This window comes from Kitasatospora cineracea, assembly GCF_003751605.1.
Lineage (GTDB): Bacteria > Actinomycetota > Actinomycetes > Streptomycetales > Streptomycetaceae > Kitasatospora > Kitasatospora cineracea.
This window is the reverse complement of sequence record NZ_RJVJ01000001.1, coordinates 3,696,950-3,718,664: the sequence shown is the minus strand read 5'-3', so window position 1 is coordinate 3,718,664 and position 21,715 is coordinate 3,696,950. Positions and strand designations below refer to the sequence as shown.

16 protein-coding genes and 1 pseudogene are annotated in these 21,715 nt (G+C 73.8%); 1 reads left to right on the top strand and 16 read right to left on the bottom strand.

Features of this window, described 5'->3' with window-relative positions; translation table 11 throughout:
* Positions 1 to 158 precede the first annotated feature (158 nt).
* Positions 159 to 2,381 carry a catalase/peroxidase HPI gene (katG, locus tag EDD39_RS16910; RefSeq protein WP_123556974.1) on the top strand — a complete coding sequence of 741 codons (2,223 nt, stop codon included), beginning with the start codon at positions 159 to 161 and terminating at the stop codon, positions 2,379 to 2,381.
* A 69-nt stretch (positions 2,382 to 2,450) separates the two neighbouring features.
* Here katG and ddaH read toward each other — a convergent pair whose 3' ends face one another.
* The 16 genes and pseudogenes from ddaH to EDD39_RS40975 form a co-directional block, all read right to left on the bottom strand.
* A complete protein-coding gene (gene ddaH / locus EDD39_RS16905) occupies positions 2,451 to 3,260 on the bottom strand; it encodes a dimethylargininase (protein WP_123556972.1) in 810 nt (269 codons plus the stop codon).
* A gap of 92 nt (positions 3,261 to 3,352) precedes the next feature.
* On the bottom strand, positions 3,353 to 4,708 hold the full coding sequence (locus EDD39_RS16900; RefSeq protein ID WP_123556970.1) for an FAD-binding oxidoreductase: 1,356 nt from the start codon (positions 4,706 to 4,708) through the stop codon (positions 3,353 to 3,355).
* Between the two features lie 70 nt (positions 4,709 to 4,778).
* A pseudogene (locus EDD39_RS42865) lies at positions 4,779 to 5,039 on the bottom strand (avidin-fold protein); the annotation flags it as partial.
* An 82-nt stretch (positions 5,040 to 5,121) separates the two neighbouring features.
* On the bottom strand, positions 5,122 to 5,457 hold the full coding sequence (locus EDD39_RS16890) for a cupin domain-containing protein (protein WP_051816995.1): 336 nt from the start codon (positions 5,455 to 5,457) through the stop codon (positions 5,122 to 5,124).
* Positions 5,458 to 5,553: 96 nt separating this feature from the next.
* Complete coding sequence (locus EDD39_RS16885) at positions 5,554 to 6,228, bottom strand: response regulator (protein ID WP_030460430.1); 675 nt, start codon at positions 6,226 to 6,228, stop codon at positions 5,554 to 5,556.
* 127 nt (positions 6,229 to 6,355) lie between these two features.
* Positions 6,356 to 8,083, bottom strand: a complete 1,728-nt coding sequence (gene tsrT / locus EDD39_RS16880; RefSeq protein WP_123556968.1) for a tryptophan 2-C-methyltransferase — start codon at positions 8,081 to 8,083, stop codon at positions 6,356 to 6,358.
* A gap of 36 nt (positions 8,084 to 8,119) precedes the next feature.
* Entirely contained in the window at positions 8,120 to 9,289 is a 1,170-nt protein-coding gene (locus EDD39_RS16875) for an acyl-CoA dehydrogenase family protein (RefSeq protein WP_123556965.1), read from the bottom strand.
* Between the two features lie 36 nt (positions 9,290 to 9,325).
* Complete coding sequence (locus EDD39_RS16870; RefSeq protein WP_123556963.1) at positions 9,326 to 10,519, bottom strand: acyl-CoA dehydrogenase family protein; 1,194 nt, start codon at positions 10,517 to 10,519, stop codon at positions 9,326 to 9,328.
* Complete coding sequence (locus EDD39_RS16865; protein ID WP_123556961.1) at positions 10,516 to 11,832, bottom strand: ATP-grasp domain-containing protein; 1,317 nt, start codon at positions 11,830 to 11,832, stop codon at positions 10,516 to 10,518. The genes EDD39_RS16870 and EDD39_RS16865 overlap by 4 nt, the downstream gene beginning before the upstream one ends.
* Entirely contained in the window at positions 11,829 to 13,109 is a 1,281-nt protein-coding gene (locus EDD39_RS16860; RefSeq protein WP_123556959.1) for an ATP-grasp domain-containing protein, read from the bottom strand. Before EDD39_RS16860 ends, EDD39_RS16865 begins: the two co-directional genes overlap by 4 nt.
* A complete protein-coding gene (locus EDD39_RS16855) occupies positions 13,106 to 14,407 on the bottom strand; it encodes an MFS transporter (protein WP_123556957.1) in 1,302 nt (433 codons plus the stop codon). Before EDD39_RS16855 ends, EDD39_RS16860 begins: the two co-directional genes overlap by 4 nt.
* Positions 14,404 to 15,522, bottom strand: coding sequence for an NAD(P)/FAD-dependent oxidoreductase (locus EDD39_RS16850; RefSeq protein ID WP_123556955.1), 1,119 nt, complete (start codon positions 15,520 to 15,522; stop codon positions 14,404 to 14,406). The genes EDD39_RS16855 and EDD39_RS16850 overlap by 4 nt, the downstream gene beginning before the upstream one ends.
* A complete protein-coding gene (locus EDD39_RS16845; RefSeq protein ID WP_123556953.1) occupies positions 15,519 to 17,078 on the bottom strand; it encodes a class I tRNA ligase family protein in 1,560 nt (519 codons plus the stop codon). Before EDD39_RS16845 ends, EDD39_RS16850 begins: the two co-directional genes overlap by 4 nt.
* A complete protein-coding gene (locus EDD39_RS16840; protein ID WP_123556950.1) occupies positions 17,078 to 18,358 on the bottom strand; it encodes a SidA/IucD/PvdA family monooxygenase in 1,281 nt (426 codons plus the stop codon). Before EDD39_RS16840 ends, EDD39_RS16845 begins: the two co-directional genes overlap by 1 nt.
* 235 nt (positions 18,359 to 18,593) lie before the next feature.
* The gene (locus EDD39_RS16835) at positions 18,594 to 19,997 is read right to left on the bottom strand and encodes a hypothetical protein (protein ID WP_123556948.1); all 1,404 of its coding nucleotides are present in this window, start codon (positions 19,995 to 19,997) and stop codon (positions 18,594 to 18,596) included.
* 365 nt (positions 19,998 to 20,362) lie between these two features.
* The gene (locus tag EDD39_RS40975) at positions 20,363 to 21,403 is read right to left on the bottom strand and encodes a DUF4132 domain-containing protein (protein WP_244257224.1); all 1,041 of its coding nucleotides are present in this window, start codon (positions 21,401 to 21,403) and stop codon (positions 20,363 to 20,365) included.
* Between the last annotated feature and the right edge of the window lie 312 nt (positions 21,404 to 21,715).

Genomic DNA, 21,715 nt, shown 5'->3' with positions numbered 1-21,715 from the left:
ACTGTACAGCGGGCCTCGCCGGACACCCGATTCGAGCGGATCACCACCCGATTGACCCTCTTCTTGACTTAGACTGGGTCTATCTTAGGATCGGTTCCGGCAAACAGCCAAGGTGCCCGTCGCAGAACGTGATCCGCCCGACCCGGAGGGACTTCCCCATGCCCGAGAACGACGACGCCATCGTCACCGACCCCAAGTCCGAGGGTGCGGGCGGCTGCCCGGTCGCGCACGGCCGGGCCGCGCACCCGACCCAGGGCGGCGGCAACCAGCAGTGGTGGCCTCACCGGCTGAACCTGAAGATCCTGGCGAAGAACCCGGCCGTGGCGAACCCGCTGGGCGCGGACTTCGACTACCCGGCGGCCTTCGCCGCGCTCGACCTGGCGGCCGTCAAGCGCGACATCGAGACCGTGCTCACCACCTCGCAGGACTGGTGGCCGGCCGACTTCGGCCACTACGGCCCGCTGATCATCCGGATGGCCTGGCACAGCGCCGGCACCTACCGGATCTCCGACGGCCGCGGCGGCGCGGGCGCCGGGCAGCAGCGCTTCGCCCCGCTCAACTCCTGGCCGGACAACGCCAACCTGGACAAGGCCCGCCGCCTGCTCTGGCCGGTCAAGCAGAAGTACGGGCAGGCGCTGTCCTGGGCCGACCTGCTGGTCCTGTCGGGCAACGTGGCGCTGGAGTCGATGGGCTTCGAGACCTTCGGCTTCGGCGGCGGCCGGGCGGACGTCTGGGAGGCCGACGAGGACGTGTACTGGGGCCCGGAGACCACCTGGCTGGGCGACGAGCGCTACACCGGCGACCGCCACCTGGAGGAGCCGCTGGGCGCCGTCCAGATGGGCCTGATCTACGTCAACCCGGAGGGCCCCAACGGCAACCCGGACCCGATCGCGGCGGCCCGCGACATCCGCGAGACCTTCCGCCGGATGGCGATGAACGACGAGGAGACCGTCGCGCTGATCGCCGGCGGCCACACCTTCGGCAAGACCCACGGCGCGGGCCCGGCCGACAACGTCGGCGACGACCCCGAGGGCGCGGGGCTGGAGGAACAGGGCCTCGGCTGGAAGAGCACGTACGGCTCCGGCAAGGGCGCCGACGCGATCACCTCCGGCCTGGAGGTGACCTGGACCAACACCCCCACCGCCTGGGACAACTCCTTCTTCGAGATCCTGTTCGGCTACGAGTGGGAGCTGACCAAGTCGCCCGCCGGGGCGCACCAGTGGAAGCCGAAGGGCGGCGCCGGCGCGGACACCGTGCCGGACGCCTTCGACCCGGCGAAGAAGCACGCCCCGCAGATGCTCACCACCGACCTGTCGCTGCGCTTCGACCCGGTGTACGAGCAGATCTCCCGCCGCTTCCTGAACGACCCGGCGGCGTTCGCGGACGCCTTCGCCCGCGCCTGGTTCAAGCTGACCCACCGCGACATGGGCCCGGTCGTCCGCTACCTCGGCCCCGAGGTGCCGTCCGAGGAACTGCTCTGGCAGGACCCGCTGCCGGCCGCCCAGGGCGAGCCGGTCGACGCGGCGGACGTGGCGGCGCTCAAGGCCAAGCTGCTGGACTCCGGGCTGACCACCGCCCAGTTGGTGTCCACCGCGTGGGCCGCGGCGTCGTCCTTCCGCGGCAGCGACCTGCGCGGCGGCGCCAACGGCGCCCGGATCCGGCTGGAGCCGCAGCGCGGCTGGGAGGCCAACGACCCGGAGCAGCTGGCGCAGGTGCTGCGGGTGCTGGAGGGCGTGCAGCAGGAGTTCAACGCGCAGGGCGGCAAGCAGGTCTCGCTGGCCGACCTGATCGTGCTGGGCGGCACCGCGGCGGTCGAGCGGGCCGCGAAGGAGGGCGGCGTCGAGGTCGAGGTGGGCTTCCGCCCGGGCCGGGTGGACGCCACCCAGGAGAAGACCGACGTCGAGTCGTTCGCCGCGCTGGAGCCGCAAGCCGACGGGTTCCGCAACTACCAGGGCAAGGGCACCCGGCTCCCGGCCGAGTACCTGCTGGTGGACAAGGCCAACCTGCTGAACCTGTCCGCCCCCGAGCTGACCGTCCTGGTCGGCGGCCTGCGGGTGCTGGGCGCCAACACCGGCGGCTCGCAGCACGGCGTGTTCACCGACCGGCCGGGCACCCTGTCGAACGACTTCTTCACCAACCTGCTGGACCTCGGCGTCAGCTGGTCCGCGGTCGCCTCGGACAACACGGTGTACGAGGGCCGCGACGCGGCCGGCGCCGTCAAGTGGACCGGTACCCGGGCCGACCTGGTGTTCGGCTCCAACTCGGAGCTGCGGGCGCTGGCCGAGGTGTACGCCTCGGACGACGCCAAGGAGAAGTTCGTCAAGGACTTCGCCGCCGCCTGGACCAAGGTGATGGAGCTGGACCGCTTCGACCTGGTGTGAGCGTGAGGCAGTGAAGCGGGCAGGGGCCCGGACCGCCGGTGCGGTCCGGGCCCCTGCCGTTGCGCGGGTTCAGTGGCGCAGTTCCAGGGTGCAGCACTTGACGGCGCCGCCGGCCCGGAGCAGCTCGGTCAGGTCGACGCCGACCGGGGTGAAGCCGCGTTCGCGCAGCCGCTCGGCGAGGCCGACGGCGGCCTCCGGGAGGACCACGTTGGCGCCGTCGGAGACCGCGTTCAGGCCGAACACCCGGGCGTCGTCGGCGCCGGCCAGCAGCGCGTCCGGGTAGAGGCGCTCCAGGACGGCGCGGGAGGCGGCGTCGAAGGCCGGCGGGTAGTACATGACCTCGGTGTCGCTGAGCACCGCGAGCGCGGTGTCCAGGTGGTAGTAGCGCGGGTCGACCAGCCGCAGGGTCACCACCTCGCGGCCGAGGAACTCCGCCGCCTCGGCGTGCGCGGCGGCCTCGGTGCGGAAGCCGGTGCCGGCCAGGATCCGGTCGCCCGCCACCAGCAGGTCGCCCTCGCCCTCGTTGACCTGCTCGGCGTCCCTGACCCGCCAGCCGCGCTCGCGGAACCAGTCGGCGTACGCGGGGCCCTCGGCGGCCCGCTCGGGGTGGCGGAAGCGGGCGCCGAGCACCCTGCCGTCCAGGGTGGTGGCGCCGTTGGCGGCGAACACCATGTCCGGCAGGCCGGGCAGCGGTTCGATCAACTCCACGGTGTGGCCCAGGCGTTGGAACAGCGCGTGCAGCTGGTCCCACTGGGCGAGGGCGGTGCCGGTGTCGGTCGGCTTGGCCGGGTCCATCCACGGGTTGATCGAGTAGTCGACGGTGAAGTGCGCGGGCCGGCACATCAGGTAGTGGCGCGGGGTGGCGGTACGCGGCGACACGGTGGTGTCTCCTTCCGGGCATGGCGGAGGAACTGACGGTCGGTCAGTCCTGTTCCGTGGCGGGGGACTCGGGGTTCGGGCTCGGGGTTCGTTCAGCTGCCGACGGACTGCGGGAAGGCGAACAGCCCGTCCGGGTCGTGGCGGCGCTTGGTGGCGACCAGCCTCGGGTAGTTCGCACCGTAGTAGGCCGCGCGCCAGCCCCGCAGGTCCGGGTCGGTGAAGTTCAGGTAGGCGCCGCCGGTCGCGTGCGGGGCGATCAGGTGATCGAGTCCGGCGAGGTGGGCGAGGTGCGGGGCCGGGTCCTCGCCGGGCAGCCAGGAGGTGTCCAGGCTGACCAGGTACCGGGCGTCGCGGTGGACGAACGCGGTGGCCGCCGGGTCGACCCGGTTGATCGCGCCACCCCAGCCGAACAGGGCGAACCCGCAGCCGTCGGCGTTGCCGCTCGGCGGCGCGGCCGCCAGGTGGGCCAGCGCGGCCGTCAGGGCCTCCGGCGGCAGCGGGCGGGCGGCGAAGTGGGTGCGGACCGCGAACGCCCCGCCGCTGGTCTCGTGCTTCAGGTAGTCCATCGCGTCCCAGAACGGCCGGTCGGCGAGCTCCGCGCGCAGCGGCGGGGCGGCCGCGAACGCCGGGGCGAGCAGTTCGCGCAACTCGGCGGCCGGGCCCAGGTGCAGGCCGACGGCGGAGACCACCGTGCGGCCGCCGGAGCGGGCGACGCCCAGGCGCAGCGAGGTCTCCTCGGGGGCGGTGAGCATCAACTGCTGGACGGCGAACAGGACTTCGGCGGCGTGGGCGGCCTCCCAGAGCAGCAGGCAGGTGGCGGCGGCGGGGGCCTCGACGGCCTGGAAGGTCAGGTCCAGGTTGATCCCGAAGTTGCCGCCGCCACCGCCCCGGCAGGCCCAGTACAGGTCCTCGTGCTGCCCGGCGTCGCAGGTCAGGACGGTGCCGGCGGCGGTGGCCAGGGTGGTGGCGCGCAGCGTGTCGGCCGTCAGCCCGAACCGGCGGGAGGTCGCGGCCGAGCCGCCGCCGAGCGCCAGGCCGGCGATGCCGACGCCCGCGCCGTTGCCGAGCGGCAGCGCCAGCCCGTGCGGGCGCAGCGCGGCGTACAGCGCGCCGGTCAGGACGCCGCCGCCGACGGTGACCCGGCCGGTGGCGGGATCGACGGCGATCGCGTCCAGCGCCCGCAGGTCCACCACCAGGCCGGAGTTCACCGAGTACCCGGCGTACGAGTGACCGCCCCCGCGCGGCACGATCGGCACCCCGTGGTCCCGGGCCCAGTCGATCGCCCGCAGCACGTCCGCGGCGTCGGCGGCCCGCAGCACGGCGACGGGCGCGCGGTGCGCCCAGCGCTCGTTGAACGCGGCGGAGGACTCCTGGAAGGCCGCGTCCCCGGGGTGCAGCAGGGGGCCGGCGGTGTGCTTGTCGAGCAACGCCCAGTCGGGGTCGGTCATGGCGCTGCCTCCGGCACGGTCGGGCGGGTGCGGCCGCTGTGCGGGGCCGTGGGCGGGTGGGGGGCGGGGGTCACGGGGTGATCTCTTCGATGGTGGAGGTGCCGGTGGTGGGGTGGGGGCCGTAGCGTTCCCAGGTCTCGTGGAGGCGGATGCGGCCGTCGGGGGTGAGGGTGGGGGTGTTGTGGGTGCGGCCGCAGATGACCTGGCCGTCGGTGAGGACGAAGGTGTAGCCCATGGCGAGGGTACCGTCGGGCTGGCGGGTGCCGGCGGTCCAGCCGCGCTGGATGGTGCCGCCGGTGATCTCGGCCCAGACCAGGTCGTCCTGCTGGTGGTAGAGGGCGGTGGTGCGGCGGTCGCCGTCGGGGGCGTGGAAGCGGCGGCCTTCGTAGTCGAGGCGGTCGGGGGCGGCGGGGTCATGCCTGCCACCAGATGGCGTAGTAGGCGAAGTCGGTGTCGTGCGGGTTGGCGACGGCGTGGTCGGTGTCGGCGGGGAGCAGGACGAGGTCGCCGGCGGTGACGGGGTGGCTGGTGTCGGCGGTGCGGATCTCGCCGCTTCCGCTGATGCAGACGAAGAGTTCGCGTTCGGTGTGCTGGTGGGTGTCGGTGAGGTCGCCGGGGCGCAGGACGCACCAGGCGCCGTGGAAGGGGGCGGTGAGGTCGCCCCAGGGGTGGAGGAGGCGGAGGTCGAGGCCGTGGGCGCGTTCGAGGTGGTCGGGTTCCTGGCGCCGGATCACCACGGTTTCGGGCATGGCGGGGCTCCGTTCGGAGGCTCGGGGTTCGGGATTCGGGTTCGGGTCCGGGGTTCGGGTCCGGAGTTCGACGGGGGTGCGGGCGCGCGGGGCGCGTCAGCGGGCGGGGGCGTGGCCGAGGCCGGCGTCGCGGGCGAGGACCAGGGCCTGGGCGCGGTCGGCGACGCCGAGTTTGCCGAGGATGCCGGAGATCCGGTTGCTGACGGTCTTGGAGGCGAGGGCGAGTTCGCGGGCGATGAAGGTGTTGGAGCGGCCGGCGGCGAGGTGTTCGAGGACGTCCCGTTCGCGGTCGCTGAGCTGCGGGAACGGGTAGCTGCGCGGACGCTGGCCGGTGCCGATCAGGGTGCCGAGGCGGGCGGCGATGACCCGGTCGAGGATGGCCTCGCCGGCGCCGACGGCGTGGATGCCGCGGACGATCTGGTCGGCGGTGGCCCGTTTGACCAGGTAGCCGCGGGCTCCGGCGTGGAAGGCGGCGGCGACGGCCTTGTCGTCGTCGAAGGGGCTGAACACCAGGACGCCGGTCTCCGGGGTGAGGCGCAGGACCTGGCTGATCATCCGCATGCCGGTGCCGTCGTCCATCTGCGGGTCGAGGACCAGGACGTCGGGGCGGTGCCGGGCGGTGGCGGCGAGCACTTCGCCGGTGGTGCCGGCCTCGTCGACCACGGCCGCGCCGCCGCCGGCCTCGACCATGGAGCGGACGCCCCGGCGGACGGCGGGCTGGGCGTCGGCGAGCAGCACGGTCAGCGGCGTGGTGGTCCCGTGCTGGTTCATCGTCCCCTCGCGGCGTGTGGTGGTGCGGCGGTGGTGCGGTGCGGTGCGGCCCGGAGTTGATCACCGGTAGTGATGATTCCGTTACGTCATCATGATCTGATCAATTCGGCGCCTCAAGTGCACAATGTCACGCAGGAGTTGGCAGATGTGAGGGTTGGGCGGCGGCTTCCCGGGCCTTGCGCATGATCTCCTCGCGGCCGCGCCAGTGCGACCAGAACGCGCCGGTGTAGCCGAGGCCGCCGAGGCTGGTGAGGAAGGGGTTGTCGGCGTAGTTGTTGTCGTGCTCGCTCATGCCCTCGACGGTGGGCAGCATGACCCGGTGGTGGTCGGCCGGGTCGATCAGCGCCCACAGGTCGGCGACCGCGCCGTGCCAGCGTTCGGCGGGGTCGGCGGCGCGGGCCGGGTCGGGCAGCAGGTCGGGCGAGAAGTAGCAGACCAGCCGGAAGTTGCCGTGCTCGTCGAACATGAACTGCCGCTCGTACTCGGCCGGGGAGGCGCACATCCGCAGCGGCTTGAGCACGATCGGGCCGTCGGCGGTGTTGGACTGCAGGCCGGGGACGGTGCGCACGCCCGCGCAGCGTTCGGCGATGTCGATGCCCATCGGGGTGTACGGGAACAGCCGCAGGCCGAGCGAGAAGCCGGTGACGGTGGCGTCCAGCGCCATGAAGGCGTCCACGCAGGCGCGGACCGTCGCGGGGGTCTCCCCCGGCATGCCGAACAGCGCCTCGACCATGGTGAGGATGCCGCGTTCACGGCACAGCCGGACCAGCCGCTCGGTGTCGGCGAAGGTGTAGTAGGTGCCGCCCTTCTCGGTGACCTTCCAGCCGCTGAGCACCTCGGGGCGGATGTGGTCGCTGCCGACGTTGACGCCCCGGCAGCCCGCCGCGGCCAGCAGGTCGGCGAACTCCTCGTCGAACGGGCTGGGCTGGCAGTAGACCCACAGCCGCAACCCGTTCAGCGGGTTGTCCGGATCGGCGTGCCGACGGCGGACGATCTCCCGCAGCAGGTTCTTGGCGTGCGCGATCGAGAGGTTGAACTCGCTGTCGGTGGTGTGCTGGTCCAGGATGCCCTGCGCGGCCAGCGACTCCATCTCGTCGACCACGGAGGCGAGTTCGCGCTGCCCGTAGCGGGTGCCCTTGGCGTCGGGCTCGACGCAGTGCGAGCAGCGGTAGGCGCAGCCGTTCTTGGTCAGGATGGAGCCGAGGCCGCCGCGCCGGTAGTACTCCAGGTTGTCGACCCGGCGCGGGACGCCGGAGCGCCGCCGGTACACCGAGAGCCGGTCGACCTGCCACACCCGGGGCTCGAACTGGCCTGTGGCCTCGGCGAGTTGAGTCTGCCCGTGGCGGACGGTGAGCACCGCGGGCGGGACCCGGACGGCGCCGCGGGCGGTGTTGCGGATCAGGCCGGGGATGCCGGCGGTGTCGCGGCCCCCGGCGACGGCGGCGGCCAGTTCGCAGAGGATCTTCTCGCCGGGGCCCTTCACCCCGTAGTCGATGCCGAAGTACTCGACCAGCGCGAACGGCATGGTGGAGAAGCCGATTCCGCCGCCGACCACGGGCGCGTCGGTGAGCCGGCGGATCTCGGTGATGATCTCCCGGTGCTCGCCGACGAACGGGCGCTGCTCGAAGGCGTACACGGTGTCGGTGTTGCGGACGGTCACCCCGACCAGCATCGGGGAGCGTTCGGCGAAGTACTCGTGCAGGCAGGTCTTCCAGTCGTCGCGGCGGAAGGTCAGGTCGAGCACCTCCACCTCGAAGCCGTCGTCCTCCAGTGCGGTGGTGAGCACGTCGAGGGCGTAGGGGGCGATCGGCGGATGCACCTTGTTCGGGTTGACCAGCAGGACGAGTCTGCTCATCGGGGTTGCCTCCCTCGTGGGTTGGGGTTCGCGGGGTCAGACCAGGCCGAGGCTGATGCCGAACTCGGGCTCGGCGCCCAGCAGGTAGGCGCCGGCGGACTGCAGGATGCGGTCCTGGGCGACCAGGTGCTGGGCGAGGACGGTGGTGTCGCGCAGCCAGCGGTCCATCGGCGAGGAGCGGTTGATCGACCAGGTCTGCAGCAGGTCGTAGAGCCGGGCCACGATGTCCCGGGAGCTGCGGAAGGCGTGCAGCCAGGACAGCGGGGAGGCGGCCCGCTCGGTGGGGGTGAGGTCGTCCAGGGTGCCGCCGGCCGCCAGCACCTCCCACTGGCGGTGCATCGAGCCGTACACGCCCGCCCGGACGGCGTTGAACTCGGCTTCCAGCCGGGCGAGTTCGGTCTGCACCCGCCAGCTGTCGGCCCAGCTGCGGCCGGCCATACGGTCGTAGCGGGTGGTGGCGACCTCGCGGGCGTGGTCGAGGGCGGCGCGGGCCACGCCGAGCGGGACGCCGCACATCGCCCGGGTGAAGGAGTCCGGCTGGGCGAGCGGGCCGGGGCGGCCCTGCGGGGTGGCGAAGGTGTAGGTGTGCTCCTCGGGGACGAACACGTCGGTCATCGTGTAGTCGCAACTGCCGCTGCCGCACAGGCCGGTGGTGTCCCAGTTGTCGATCACCTCGACCTGTTCGCGGCGGACCAGGAACTGCCGGGAGTCGTGCCGGTGCTTGCTGCCGGGCTCGGCCCAGGGCTCGCCGTCCTGGAACAGGAAGGCGCCGGAGGTCACCCAGTCGGCGTGCTTGATGCCGGAGCCGAACGACCAGCGGCCGCTGAGCCGGAAGCCGCCGGGGACGCGCTCGGCCCGGCCCGAGGGCTGGAGCAGGCCGGCCACCACCAGGTCGAGGCGGGGGAAGACCTCCTTGGCGACGGTCTGGTCCAGGAAGTTGGCGTAGATGCCGGTGTTGGCGCCGATCACGGCGCACCAGGCGGCCGAGGCGTCGCCGTACGCGAGTGCCTCCACCACCTCGGTCTGCTGCATCGAGGTGAGGCCGGGGCCGCCCCACTCGGGGCCGTAGCACATGCCGAACACGCCGGTGGTGCGCAGCAGTTCGACCACCTCGGCGGGCAGCGTGCGGTTGGCCTCGATCGCCGGGGCCTTCTCCCGCAGCGTCGGCGCCAACTCCTGGGCGCGGCGCAGGATTTCCGATGTCATCGGGTCGTTTCTCCTTCTGCGGTGGGCGGTCGTCGTTCAGGTGGAGAGGCCGAGGCTGATCCGGAACAGCGGCGGCCGGCCGAGCAGGTAGGCGCCGACCGACTCCAGCACCGCGTCCTGGGCGGTGAGGTTCTGGCACATCACGGCGGTGTCGCGCAGCCAGCGGTCCATCGGCGAGGAGCGGTTGATCGACCAGGTCTGCAGCAGGTCGTAGAGCCGGACGACGACGGCCCGGGAGGCCCGGAAGGCGTGCAGCCAGGCGAGCGGGGAGGCGGCCCGCTCGTCCGGGGTGAGGTCGTCCAGGGTGCCGCCGGCCGCCAGCACCTCCCACTGCCGCCGGGCGGCGGCCCGGGCGCCCTCCCGGGCGGCGTTGAACTCGGCCTCGCAGCGGGCGAGTTCGGTCTGCACCCGCCAGCTGTCGGCCCAGCCGCGACCGGCCATCCGGTCGTAGCGGGCGGTGGCGACCTCGCGGACGTGGTCGAGGGCGGCCCGGGCCACTCCGAGCGGGACGCCGCACAGGGCGCGCATGAAGGAGTCCGGCTGGGCGAGCGGGCTCGGGGCGCCGCGGACCTCCCAGAAGGTGAAGGTGTGCTCCTCGGGGACGAACACGCCGTCCATCGTGTAGTCGCAACTGCCGGTCCCGCGCAGGCCGGTGGTGTCCCAGTTCGGGACCAGTTCGACGGCGGAGCGGGGCACCAGGAACTGCCGGGAGTCGTGCGCGTGCGGGCTGCCGGGCTCGGCCCAGGGCTCGCCGTCCTGGAACAGGAAGGCGCCGGAGGTGACCCAGTCGCTGTGCGCGATGCCGGAGCCGAACGACCAGCGGCCGCTGAGCCGGAAGCCGCCGGGGACGCGCTCGGCCCGGCCGGCGGGGGCGAGCACGCCCGCGGTGATCAGGTCCAGGTCGGGGTAGACGTCCTTGACCACGGACTGGTGCAGGAAGTTGGCCAGCAGGCCGCTGTTGGCGCCGATCACGGCGCACCAGGCGGCCGAGGCGTCGCCGTACGCGAGCGCCTCCACCACCTCCAGCTGTTCCAGCGAGGTGAGTTCGGGGCCGCCCCAGGAGCGGGCGAAGCACATCCGGAACACGCCGGTGGCGCGCAGCAGTTCGACCACCTCGGCGGGCAGCGTCCGGTGGGCCTCGATCTCCGCGGCCTTCTCCCGCAGCACCGGCGCCAACTCCCGGGCCCGGCGCAGGATCTCGGCGGCGTCCAGGGCCGCGGCGGCGCTCACCGGTCCACGTCCAGCAGCCCGGCGGGCATGGCGAACGGGGCCTGCGGGTCGGCCGGGCCGACCGCGGAGACCCGCGCCTCGACCAGGGCGGCGGCGTCGGCCAGGCGCTGTTCGCAGGCGGGGAGGCTGTCGGCCTCGCAGACCACGAAGGAGTGCCGGGCCAGGTAGCCGCCGGGGGGCAGCCGCAGCACGGTGCCGGGCGGGGCCATCGGCGCGGCGTGCCGCAGGCCGGGTGCGTCGCCGGGCTCGGGGAGGGTCAACTCCTCCAGGCGGCAGTCCTGTTCGGGGCAGCCGAAGCGGATGCCGGCCACCGCGGTGCGGCTCGGCGCGGTCTCCGGACGGCGGCCCACGGCGACGTCGAACAGCACCTCGCCGGGCTCGATGCCGGTGGCGATCCGGCCCAGCAGCGGAATCAGGTCGCCGCCGAGCCGGCCGTTGACCTCGACGATCAGCGGGCCGCGCGGGGTGAGCCGCAGCTCGGTGTGGGTGATGCCGTCCTCGACGCCGAGCGCCCGGTGCGCGTCGGCCAGGTGGGCCAGCAGCGCGGGGTCGGCGAGCAGCGGGTCGGCGGCGTCGACGATGTGGCCGACCTCCTCGAAGTACGGCTCGTCGCTGCTGTACTTGCGGGCCAGGAACAGCGGCAGGTACTCGCCCTTGTGGACGGCGCCGTCCACGCTGATCTCCGGGCCGCCCGCGTACTCCTCGACGATCACGCTGGCCCGGTACGGCCCGGGGTCGACCTCGCTGGCGGACAGCGCGGTGCGGAACGCCTCGTCGAGCTGGTGCTCGTCGGCGGCGAACACCACGCCGATGCTGGCGCCCATGGCGCGCGGCTTGAGCACCACCGGGTAGCCGATCCGGGCGGCGGCGGCCCGGGCCTCGGCCGGGCTCGTGGTGAGCGCGAAACCGGGCTGGCGCAGGCCGGCGGCGGTGAGCACGGTGCGGGTGCGCTCCTTGTCGCGCACGCCGCGCACGCCGCGCTCGGACAGGCCGGGGACGCCGAGTTCGGCAGCCAGCAGGCCGGCGTCCAGCACCAGCGGCTCGTCCCAGCAGAGCAGGCCGACGACGTGCCTGCGGGCGGCGATCTCCCGGACGGTGGCGTTCATGGTGGCGGTGTCGAAGACGTCGGCGACCACGATCTCGTCGAAGTACTCGCGCTGCCAGGTCGGCCGCAGGTTGTTGACCAGCAGCAGTTCCAGGCCGGCGGCGCGGGCCCGGCGGCTCATCGGGCCGACCAGGTACTCGCGGTACTCCTTGAGTCCGCTGCCGATCACCAGCAGGGTGTCCGGTGTCGTTTCCTGATGTTCCGTCATGATTCCTCCTCCACTCGGGAGTCGATGTCGAACCGGACCAGTGCGGCGGCCTCGTCGGCCAGTCGGCGGGCCTCGGCGGGGGTGTCGGCGAGGGTGGTGACGATGCCGACCCGGTCCCAGGAGCTGCGCAGGCCGGCGGCGCGGTGGCCGGGGGCGATGCCGACCGCGGCGAGCTGCACGCCCGCGGCGGCGGCGGCCGCGTCCAGGCCGTGCACGGCGGTGACGGTGCCGGGCCGGTCGGGGGCCAGGAAGGCGGCGGCGGTGGCGCGTTCGGCCTTGGCGGGCAGCGGGCCGGGGTCCTCGCCGCGCATCAGCGCGAAGTAGGCGCGGGTCAGTTCGACGGGGTAGGCGGCCTCGATCAGGTCGGTGATCGAGTCGCCGGGCAGCCGTCCGGCGCACTCGACCAGCACCGGGACGCCGTCGGCGAGGATCCACTCGCAGTGCAGCACGCCGGTGCCGAAGCCGACCGCGGCGGCCAGCCGTTCGGTCTCGGCGGCCAGCAACTCGCGTGTCTCGAACGGGAGTTCGGCCGGGACGGTGTGTCCGGCCTCGATCGGGTACCGGCCGGGGTAGAGCAGCTTGCCGGTGGTGTTGGCGAACAGCGGGCGGCCGCCTCCGACCAGCATCTCGACGCTGAACTCCGGCCCCCGGACGTACTGTTCGGCCAGCATGACGGGGGCGATCGGCCGGTCCGGTACGAACGCGCCCTCGTCCTGGGCCTGTCCGAACGCCCAGGCCGCCTCGGCCTCCTCGGGGCCGTGGACCACCAGGGTGCCGACCGACGCCTGCCGGTTGGCGGGCTTGAGCACCGCCGGGCCGGGGTGCCGGGCCAGGAAGCCGGCCAGGGCGGCGGCGTCGGCGACCGGTTCGCTGGCCGGGTTGGCGATCCCGGCGGCGGCCGCGACCACCCGCAACTGGTGTTTGTCACGCAGCAGTTGGGCGGCGCCGAGGCCGGCGCCGGGCAGCCCGTAGCGTTCCGCCAGCCGGGCCGCGAACGGCACCGCGTACTCGACGGCCGGGATCACCGCGACCGGGTCGAGCCCGGGGTGGGCGGCGAAGAAGGCGTCCGCCCGGCCCGGCAGGTGGTACTCCCACTCGATCAACTCGCGGGCGTAGTCGATGCGTTGGACGGCCTCGGCGAGGTGCCGCTTGCGGGCGACGTCCGGTTCCTCGACGTACACCACCGAGTCGGGGCCCTGGAAGGCGGCGACGGCGGGCACCGCGAAGGCCACGTAGCCGACGATCAGCACCGGTCGCGGCCGGTCGGGCGCGTTCACGCGGTCTCCCCCACGGGTTCCGGGGCGGTGTCCGGCCGGGCGGTGTCCGCCCGGTCCGCCCGGTCCGCCCGGTGCTTGGTGCCGAGCAGGGCGAGCACCCCGGCCAGGCCGTTGACCAGGGCCATCAGCACCCAGAACCCGGCGTGCAGGTGCGTCCAGGCCCAGACGCCGAACAGCGGTCCGACCGCCGAGGCCAGGCCGGCCGCGGCCTGCATGGTGGCCAGGTAGCGGGCCTTCGACCCGGCCGGGAAGGTGGCCGGGTGGGCGAACATGCTGGGCCCGGCGATCATCAGGCCGCTGACCGCGAGCACCGCGCCGAACAGCACGAACGCCCCGGAGTGCACGGCCAGCCCGTAGGCGGCCAGCCCGACCGAGTTGACCAGGTGGCCGACGCCGACCGCCAGGTGGGTGGGGATCCGGGTGATGTACGCGGTGATCTTCAGCTCGCAGGTGATCAGCACCAGCGAGGAGGCGGTCAGCACCGCGCTGTACAGCCAGGTCGGGTAGCCGTCGTGGACGATCTCCAGTGGCAGCGAGATCGAGGACTGCACGTAGGCGACCGTCCCGAGCACCACCGCCGCCAGGTAGGCGAGGTAGGCCCGGTCCCGGAGCATCCGCCCGTACGCGGCCCGGCCGCCGGAGCGGCGCTCGGCCCTCGTCCGGGGGGCGGCCGCCGGTTCGGACGCCTGCTCGGGCGCCGCGTGCCGGGGCAGCAGCCGGTGGGCGAGCAGCGCGTAGACCAGGGTGGTGGCGCCGTCCAGCCAGAACAGCAGGTCCCAGTCGAGCAGGATCACCCCGGCGGCGATCAGCGGGGCGAGCGCGGCGCCGGTGTTCAGGGCGATCCGCATCATGGAGAACGCCATCACCTGGTAGCGCTCCGGCATCAGGTCGCTGAGCAGCACCGAGGCGGCGGGCCGGTACGCCTGGGCGAACAGGCCGGCCAGCGCGATCGCCGCCAGCAGCACCGGGACCCGCCCGGGCCGGGCCAGCAGCGGCAGCACCGCGACCAGCGGCGCGGAGCCGGCCATCGCCGCGACGATGGTGGTGCGCGCCCCGAGCCGGTGGGTGATCTCCCCGCCGAGCACGGTGCCGAACACGGTGCCCAGGCTGTACGCGGCGAGCGCCAGGCCCGCGGTGCCGCCGGACATCCCCCGGTGCGTCAGGTACAGCACCAGGAAGGTCTGGACGAACGCGCCGAGCTGGTTGACCAGGACGCCGCCGAGCAGGTAGCGGACGGTGGTCGGGGTGGCTCTGAGCGTGTCGAGGACGCCGATCGGTGGCTTGTCGTCGTCGGTCACGCCTCCTCCTTCACTGCCTCGGCGATGCGTTCCGCGACCAGCGGAGCGGTGGAGAACCCGCTGCCGCCGCACGCGGCGCGGGTCCACAGGCCCGGGGAGACCCGGGTGAGCAGCGGGCCGCCGGTGGCGGTGTCCGCGGTGTAGTGGCAGACCCGGACGCCGGCCACGGGGTAGCGCTCCAGGTCGGGCAGGACGCCCTCGGCGGCGAGCCGGTCCAGGTACGGCTGCTGGTCCTCGCCGCGGCTGTCGGTGTCCGCGACGGGGCGGCACACCGTGTCGGAGCTGAGCTTGAGCAGGGTGCCGGCGCCGGGCGGCAGCACCCAGCCGCGGCCCGCCCGGCCGAGGCCGCCCGCGGCGGGGGCGTCGTCCCAGCGGTCGCCGCCGGGGCTGCTGCCGCTGTCGCCGGGGCCGCTGCCGCTGCCGCCGGATCCGGTGCCGCCGACCACGGCGCCGTCCGGGCGTCCCAGGTAGAGCATGGTCTGCCGGTACAGCGTGACCGGGCTGTCGGCCAGCCGGCGGGTCCACGGGCCGCCGGCCAGCAGGGCGAGGTCGCCGCGGAGCACCTCGCCGGTGTCCAGCACGATCCGGCCGGAGCCGGTGAACACCGAGCGGACGGTGCTGTGCGGGCGCAGCGCCACCCCGGGCCGGGCGGTCAGCCAGCGGGCGGCGGCCCGCAGCACCCGGTCGGCGAGCAGCACGCCGCCGGTGCGCTCGCGCACTCCGACGGTGCCGGGCGGCAGGCCGAGCGGCGGGAGTGCGTCCGGCGCCGGCAGGTCGACCGGGACGCCGGCCCCGTCGGCCTCGGCGAGCAGGTCGTCGACCCGTTCCGCGGGGTGGGCGGTGAGCGTGCCGACCCGGCGGTGCAGCGGGGTGCCGAACAGGGTTTCCAGGTCTTCCCAGTGGCGGTGCGCGGCGAGCCGGCGGGCGGTGCCGTCGGGGTCGCCGGGCAGCAGGGTGCGCAGGGCGCGGTGCTGGTCGTGCGAGGTGGCGTCGGGGTTGGGCAGCGGGCCGCGTTCCAGCACGGTGACCCGGTGCCCGGCCCGGGCGCAGGCGACGGCGGTGAGCAGGCCGGTGACGCCCGCGCCGACCACCACCACGTGCGCGGCGGTGCTCACCGTCCGCCGCCGCGCGCACTGCCGCGCACGCCGGTCGCCAGCCGGGGCAGGGCGCGGGGCCGGACGGTGGTGGCGGTGGGTTCGGCGGGGATGGCGGGGTCGGGCAGGCCCTCGGCGCCGAGGTCGACCAGCAGCGGGGCGGCGCAGCGCAGGAACAGGTCGAGTTCGTGCCAGAAGTCGCCGGCGTCGGTGTCGGTGACCTCCCAGCGGTCGAGCCGGCCGAGTTGTTCGGTGAGGGTGAAGGCGGCGGCGCTGAGGCTGAAGCGGCGCGGGCGCAGGGCGGCCGCGAAGCGTTCGGCGATCAGGGCGGCGGCGTGCCGGGAGCGGGCGCTGACCGGCAGCGGGCCGCGGTCGAGGTACGCCTCGGCCTTGGCGGCGACCCGGTTCCACGGTTCGACCAGGCGCTGGCCGCAGACCCGGTCCATGGCGGCGCGGGTGAAGTTGGTGCGCTGGAAGTCGGGGCCGGTGGCGGCCAGGTAGTAGCGGGCGAGGTCGCGCGGGACCTCGGCGGTGAGCTGGCGGCCGGTGACGACGTGGCCGCGGCTGGTGGAGAACTTGTCGCTGTCGAGTTCGTAGAACTCGTTGGTGACGAAGTGCGCGGGCAGCGCGAGGCCGCCGAGGGCGAGCAGCATGGCGGTGCCGGCCAGGGCGAAGGCGAAGCTGGCGTCGGAGCCGAAGAAGTAGGCCACTTCGGGCCCGGCCTCCAGTGCCCAGTGCCGTTCCTCGTCGCCGGGCACCTCGCCGCGGGACTCGGCGGCCAGCGCGATGGCGTGCAGGCTCCAGGCGACGGTCTCGGTGTCGGAGTACAGCACCTGGCCGGGGGTCTCGGCGAACGGGGCGGGGATGCCCCAGTCGATCGGCAGGGTGATCGGGTAGTCGGGCAGCCGGCGGGCCATCAGCTCCTCGACCAGCTGGGCGAGCCGGGGCCGCATGGTGGGGGCGAGCCGGGCGAAGTGGCTGGCGAGCGCGGTGCGGTGCTCCTCCAGCGGCAGCACCAGGACCTCCTTCTCCCGGAGTTCGACCGGGAGTTCGGGGTGCCGGGTGGAGCGCGGGTCGAGCAGGTCGCCGGAGGCGATCCAGTGGCCGCAGTTCTCGCACAGTCCGGCGCAGCCCTCGGCCAGGCAGACCGGGCAGCCGCCGCGGACGTAGGCGTCGGTGAGGTACTCGCCGGTGTCCGGCAGGTACGGGAAGCGCACCTTGCGCAGTCTCAGGTGGCCTTCGCCGTGCAGCCGTTCGAAGAAGGTGCGGACGGTCTTGAGGTAGCGCTCGTCGAACCGGACGAAGCCGTCGGGGACGATGCCGGCCGCGGCCAGGGTGGCCTCGACCTGTTCGGCGGCGCGCAGCCGCAGGTCCTCGGGGGCCTCGCCGAGCCGGCGGGCGGTGGTGACGATGTAGTTCTGGGTGAAGTGGACGCCGGTGCCGAACAGGCTGTCGCGGCCGGTGGCGCGGGCGTAGCGGGCGCACACGTCGGCGGACAGGAACGGGCCGGCCAGGTGGCCCAGGTGCAGGTCCCCGTTGGCGGTGGGGCCGGGGGCGATCACCAGCAGCGCGGCCATCAGCGGGCACCGGCCGGGGTGAGGCCGTGGCGCTCCAGCAGGTCGCCGGTGATGTCGCGGGCCCGGTGGGCGAGCACGCTGATCAGCGAGTCCGCGATGCCGTGGGTGGCCTCGTTGACGCCCTGGAGGTAGAGCGCGGCGTCGGTGCCGGTGCCGAGGTCGACCCGGTAGTCGCGGCTGACGGAGACCTCGGACAGCCCGGTCTTGCCGGTCAACTCCCTTACCAGGGACGGCATCCGGCTGTCGTAGCCGGTGCCGAGCAGGACCAGGTCGCAGCGGAGTTCGGTGACCTTGCCGGTGCGCCGGTCGCGCAGGTCGAGGACCACCTCGCCGTCCTCCTCGCGGGCGGCGGCGACCTCGGTCATCGCCCGGACCTCGGCCCGGCCGGTGCCGATCATCTTCTCCCGGTACAGCAGCATGTACAGCTCGTCCAGGAACGGCGGGGCGAGCGCGGCGTAGTTGGTGAACCGCATCTCGTCGAGGAGCTGGGCGCGGGTGTCGGCGGGGGCGTCGAAGAACTCGTCGACGAAGGACGGGTAGAACAGCTCGTTGACGAACTTGCTGGTCTGGTAGTTCTGCAGGCCGATCGAGCGGACCAGCATGGTGACGGTGGAGTTCGGCAGGTTCTCGTACAGCGCCATGAACATCTCGGCGGCGCTCTGCGCGCCGCCGACGACCACGGTGCGCAGCGGGGCGTCCTTGTCGACGGCGTTGATCCGGCTGCGGAAGCGGGCGCTGTGGATGAGCTTCTCGGCGGGCAGGTCGGCGAAGACCGGCGGGATGTGCATGTCGCGGCCGGCGCCGACCACCAGGTCGCGGCAGCGGATGGTGTCGCCGTCGGCGAGGGTGACCTGCCAGCCGATCAGCTTGCCGTCGACGTCGTGGCGCGGCTCGGTGGCGGTGGCCTTGGCGTCGTAGCGGATCCGCACCTGCTCCAGCGAGCGGGCCACCCACTGGAGGTAGTCGGAGAACTCCCAGCGGTGCGGGTGGAAGGTGCCCAGGTTGATGAACTGGTCCAGCCGGTCGTGCTGGTGCAGGAAGTTGAGGAACGAGAAGCGGCTGCGCGGGTCGCGCAGCGTCACCAGGTCCTTCAGGAAGGACACCTGGCTGCGGGCCCAGGGCATCAGCAGGTCGCGCTGCCACTTGATGTCCGGGGCCTGCTCCAACAGCAGGGTGTTCCGGGCCAGTTCGGCGGAGCCGCTCTCCTCGATCGCGGCGGCGAGGGCCAGGTTCGCCGGGCCGGCGCCGATCGCCAGTACGCCCACCTCTAGGTCAGCCACACTTTCCCCCTCGTGAACTCGGTTTCGTCCAGGGCCGGTCGGCCGGTCGGCCGGCCGGTGAGCCGGTGAGCCGGTTGGCCGGTTGGTTCGAGGAGGAATCTAGGAATCCCGGATTCCCGGCGGGTAGGGCGGGTTTCCCGGCCGTGGGGGAAATTCCGGACGGGCACGCGAAGGGCCCCGGGGATCGCCGGAACCGGTCCGGCCCGACCCCGGGGCCCGTTCTGCCGTGCGGCCGCTACTTCCGGGTGATCCGCAGCACCCCGGTCTCGGTGCCCTGGTAGAGGGTGCCGTCGGGGGCGGTGGTGCCGGTCATCTGCAGCGGGTCGTACAGCAGGCCGATGCCGAAGGTGCTCCCGGCGACCTTGGCGCCGGTGGCCGGGTCGATCACCGCGTGCGCGTAGGTGGCGAAGGTCTGGGCGCCGACCGGGTCGGTGGGGCCGCTGACGGTGGCAGTGTAGATCAGGCCGTCCCCGAGCGAGAGCCGGGGCAGCGCGGCCGACTTGACGTCGCTCTCCCAGACGGTGGCGCAGCCGGTGCCGCTCGCGTTCAGGTCGATCCGGGCCATGCCGCCCTGGTAGGAGGCCGAGGCGGGGACGCCGGCGGGCGCGCCGTCGGGCAGCGCCGGGTACGGGTAGCCGTAGGTGTTGGTGACGAACACGCTGCGGCCGGAGGCGATCACCGCGTCCTCGGTGCCGCTGGCCGCCCACTTGGTGAGCGCGGGCGTGGTGCAGACCGGTACCGGCCCGGCGTCGACCTTGTAGACCAGCAGGTTCTCGTGCGGGGCGGCGTTGTCGGTGAGGGTGACGTACTCGGTGCCGTCGCCGGGCCCGAAGAAGCTGGGCGTGGCGCCGGTGCCCCAGCTGAGCTGGCCGGGCTTGCGGCCGGGGCCGCGGTCGTACGGGGCGCGCCACTGCACGACGGGGGTGCCGTCGGCGGCCTGGCCGAGCAGGTACAGGGCGTGGTCGGTGGCGACGGCGGTGTGGCCGGGGACGGTGGAGATGCTGTTGGCGACGCCCTCGCCGGTGGCCAGGGTGCGGACCGTGCCGGTGGCGGTGTCGGCGGTGCCGATCACGCCGTGGTCGGTGGCGAACCAGACCTTGCCGTCCCAGCCGGGGCTGAGGCCGACGATGTTGTCGCCGGACGGTACCGCACCGGCCAGCGGGGTGCGCCGGTCGACCGTCAACTGCCAGCCGCTGCCGGTGCGGTGGTGCCCGATCCGGAGCAGGTCGTCGTTGCCGTCGACGGCGACCAGGGCGTCGTTCTGGTCCAGGTAGGCGTACACGCCGCCGAACAGGGCGCCCTTGGGGAGCTCCAGCGAGGCCAGGTCGTCGCCGTTCGCGGGGTCTAGCAGGTGCACGGTCGGGGTCCGGCCGAAGATCGTGGTGCACAGCGCGACCGGGTAGCCGTCCTGTCCGACCGTGACGGTGGGGCAGGCCGAGGCGAGCGCGGTGCGGCTCCAGTCGACGGCGCCGGTGCCGGGCCCGGCGTACGGGGTGGTGTCGCTGGACGCGGAGTCGCCGTGCATGCCGGCGTTGCCGTTCGGGGCGGTCGCCGGGTTCTGCGGGGGCAGCGGCCCGAAGGCGGTGGCGGCGAGCGCGGCGGCCAGGGCGAGGGCGGGCAGCAGCAGACGTGGGCGCATGGCGGGGTCCTGTTCGGGGAGTCGCGGCCCTTCCGCCGGGAGCGGAAGGAAGGGACGCCGAACGGCACCCGGTACCGGGGACGGGGCAGGCGCGGGGCCGCTCGGCGCAGTGCGTGAGCGGCCCTCGACGGGAGGGGAGGGTGCGGGCCGCGTCAGCCGACGCGGCGACAACCCGTCGTGGTGGCGCGGCCGTGGTCGACATGGCGGCGGCTCACCAGCAGGGTCATGGCGGGAACCTTAGCGACCGGGTGCCCTGTCGCGCTGCCCCTTTCTCACTCCTCGGACGGAATCCCTGACCCGTTGTCACCACCCGTGCCGGAACCCGGCGTCCGGCAGGCGGCAGGCGGCAGGCGGCAGGCCGACGGTCAGTCGGCGGTCAACTCCTCCAGTTCGCCGAGGATCTCGGAGGCGGCGACCGGGTCCAGGCCGCCGAGGCGCTCGCGGTACTCGCGGCCGTTCGGCCAGTAGCGCTCCAGCGTGCCGTCCAGCCAGACCGCCTCGATGGTCTGCTCGTCGTACTCGTTGGGGAGGCCGGTGTAGATGCCCGGCTGGATCTCGACCACCAGGTGGCGGCCGTTCGGGAGCGGCTTGTGGAACCACCATTCCAGTCCCGCGTCCTGCGGTTCGCCGCGCCGCCAGCCGCGCTTGGTCATCGCGAGTATCCGGCTCGTCGGGACGGTGTGCTCCTCGAACCGGCGCAGCCGGTGGCCAGCGGCCTCCTCCTCGGTCAACTCGGGTGTTGGGCGGCCGAGTTGGCGGAAGGGCTGGAGGATCTCGTAGTCCGCGAACAGCTCGGACCAGACGGCGAGTTCGGCGGGCGCCAGGTGCAGCGGGTGGGCGAGCCGGACGGTGGCGTCGGCGGGAAGGGCGAACGGCTCGTCGCGGACGTCGGTGAGGCTGCGGTCCTCGGCGACCCGGAAGGCGGTGGTACCGGTCGTCCAGAGCAGGCGGCGCACCAGCCGGCCGAGCAGCGGGTGGGCGACCATCAGGTCGGTGAACTCGCCGGCGCTCCACGTCCGTTCAGCGACCATCGCGGCCTCCAGCCGGGCGCTCTGGTCGGCGAACAGGGTGCGGGCCTCCTTCTTCAGCGCGGCGAAGCGCTTGCGTTCGGCGGGGGCGAGCTCCTGGTCGTCGCGGGCGCCGGGCGCGGGCAGGTCCTTGCGCCGCTTGCCGTCGGCGTCCAGCACGTACGGGCGCAGCTCTTGGTCGAAGCCGACGGTGAACGTCCGGGCGCCGTAGTCGATGACGGTGCTGCCGTCCGGGTCCAGGCCGAGGTCCGGCACCAGGCGGTCGCCGAGCTGTTCGGCCGTCAGGTCGAGCGACTCGGCGATCTCGGCGATCTTCTCCCGGGCACGGGCCTTGAGCGCCTTGAACTTCACCCGCTGGGCGATGCCCTGGAGTTGCATCAACGCGACGTCGGTGCCGATCGCGGCCAGCACGTCCAGGCCCTCCACCGCCCGCTGGTGGGCGTTCTGACCGGGCCATTCGGACAGCAGCGGGGCCAGTTGCCGGGCGGTGTCGTCGTCGCCGAACTCGCCGAGCGCGTACAGCGTCCAACTGTCCGCCCCCGGCATCCCGACCTGTCGCCACTCCTCCAGCAGCGCCCAGCAGAACGCCCGTACCGTGTCGGCCCGCAGCGCCGGGGCGACCAGCGCCAGGCCCGGGTACGGGTCGCGCAGCTTCCCCAGTTGCAGCACGGTCAGCAGGTGGCGCACCGC